Genomic DNA, 1,819 nt, shown 5'->3' on the forward strand with positions numbered 1-1,819 from the left:
ATCTAGCATCGTGCAAACGAAATTTAGAACTTGGACGGGTACATGGCGATAAAGTTCGCCCGGCCTTCGGCTATCATCCGGAGCAGCCACTGCTGTCATCATCGGACCTAAAAGAGCTGCTGGAATGGATGGAACAACATGTGGACGAGATGATTGCCGTGGGAGAGATCGGTCTCCCCTACTACAACCGAATAGAAGCGGAGGCTGAAGGTCGTTCCTGGGATAATCGGCCTTACGAGGCGATGCTCGAACAATTCATTATGTTCGCGAAGAAATTCCATAAGCCCGTCATTCTCCATGCCGTATACGAAGATGCGGACATCGCATGCCGCCTGCTCGAGAAGCACGATGTTACCCATGCCCATTTTCATTGGTTCAAGGGCTCGCGTGAGACACTCGGACGGATGGCAAGGAACGGATATTACATATCCTTCACGCCTGATATTCTCTATGAAGAGGAGATTCGCGAGATTGCTCGATCTTATCCGGAGCATCTGGTAATGAGTGAAACGGATGGACCATGGCCGTTCGAGGGGCCTTTCGCCGATCAGATGACCCATCCCGAGATGACCGCCGCCGTGGCCACAGCATGGGCTGAGCTTAAGGGGATGTCAGAGACCGAGGCGCGCCAGCGCTTATATGATAATGCGGTTACTATGTATGGTTTGTAAATCGTTCTGACAAATATTACGTGGAATGTCTGCGCTTTGACTTCGTCGCTCTAATGGAGCTACTGTACTGGTTCAGCAATTCATCGAGCACTACGGATTGCCTGAGGACTTTAGGATGATTAAAGTCACAATATCGCTGCTTCATCCGATGAAGCTTATGTCTCTCTTGTTCGATATCATTCTTTATAACTTCCATAGTTTTCATGACAGTATGTCCTCCTCTCATGTAATATTTTACACTTTAATGTAAAATTATAGGATACAGGATATTAGACATCAGGAATGTCAACCCGGACCCTTAGAGCGGCATTTCCCCCTGACCTTATCCATGCATTGCTGCTGTGCTCCACAGGCCTCAGGCACACAAAAAAAGCGTCCCTACAATAAAGTAGTTACGCTTCCTCTCCATTATCGCTTCATAAATCCTTTCTGCTTGAGAAAATCCTGCATATGCAGCCTGACGGGTTCGGCAAGTCGTCTGGCCATCAGCTCAGACCACGGCGTGCTGTTCTTGCCCCCTGTCCGCTCGGACAAATACGCCGATGAAACCTGGTCATACTTGGCCACCTCAGTCTCGATGCCGGTGCGGTTATAGGTCCCTTGGTGAAGCACGGCTTCAACCGGCAATCGCGGGCGCAAGCCCGGCTCCTGATCCGGATAACCAAGGCACATGCCAAATACCGGGTACACCAGTTCCGGCAGCTCCAGAGCTTCGGAGAATTCGGCAACGTGATTGCGCACCCCGCCGATATATACGATGCCCATACCTAGCGATTCGGCCGCAATCGCCGCATTTTGCGCAGCCAGCGCGGCATCCACCGTAGCCACGATGAAATTCTCGGTCGAATCTGCATACGCCTGCTTGTCTGCCAGATGCGCGTCTGCTCCTTTTTTCAAACGATACAGGTCAGCGCACCATACTAGAAACACGGGACACTCTACGATATACGCTTGATTACCCGCTAAGCCTGATAACCTCTGCTTCTGTGCTGCATCGGTGATGGCAATCACGCTATAAGCCTGTACATTACTGGAGGTGGATGCCATCTGGGCCGCGGATATAATGACTCGCAGATCCTCATCCATAACCGGTCTGGCCGAATATTTACGAATGGATCGGTGATTCATTAATAATGATAGCGTATCAT

General features: G+C 50.5%; 3 protein-coding genes. 1 reads left to right on the plus strand and 2 read right to left on the minus strand.

Going from position 1 to position 1,819, the window contains the following annotated elements:
• The coding region (locus ACFRAK_RS28225) for a TatD family hydrolase (RefSeq protein WP_394573071.1) at positions 1-671 on the plus strand (671 nt) is incomplete at its 5' end.
• Between the two features lie 16 nt (positions 672-687).
• On the opposite strand, the gene ACFRAK_RS28230 is transcribed toward ACFRAK_RS28225, so the two are convergent.
• Positions 688-876, minus strand: coding sequence for an aspartyl-phosphate phosphatase Spo0E family protein (locus ACFRAK_RS28230; RefSeq protein ID WP_023965194.1), 189 nt, complete (start codon positions 874-876; stop codon positions 688-690).
• A gap of 203 nt (positions 877-1,079) precedes the next feature.
• A partial coding sequence (gene nfsA / locus ACFRAK_RS28235) for an oxygen-insensitive NADPH nitroreductase (protein ID WP_394573072.1) occupies positions 1,080-1,819 on the minus strand: 740 nt, incomplete at its 5' end.

Source organism: Peribacillus sp. NPDC056705 (assembly GCF_043656335.1).

Excerpts from the sequence above, each read along its gene's own strand:
- ACFRAK_RS28230 (WP_023965194.1), bottom strand. The coding sequence starts at position 876 with ATGAAAACTATGGAAGTTATAAAGAATGATATCGAACAAGAGAGACAT.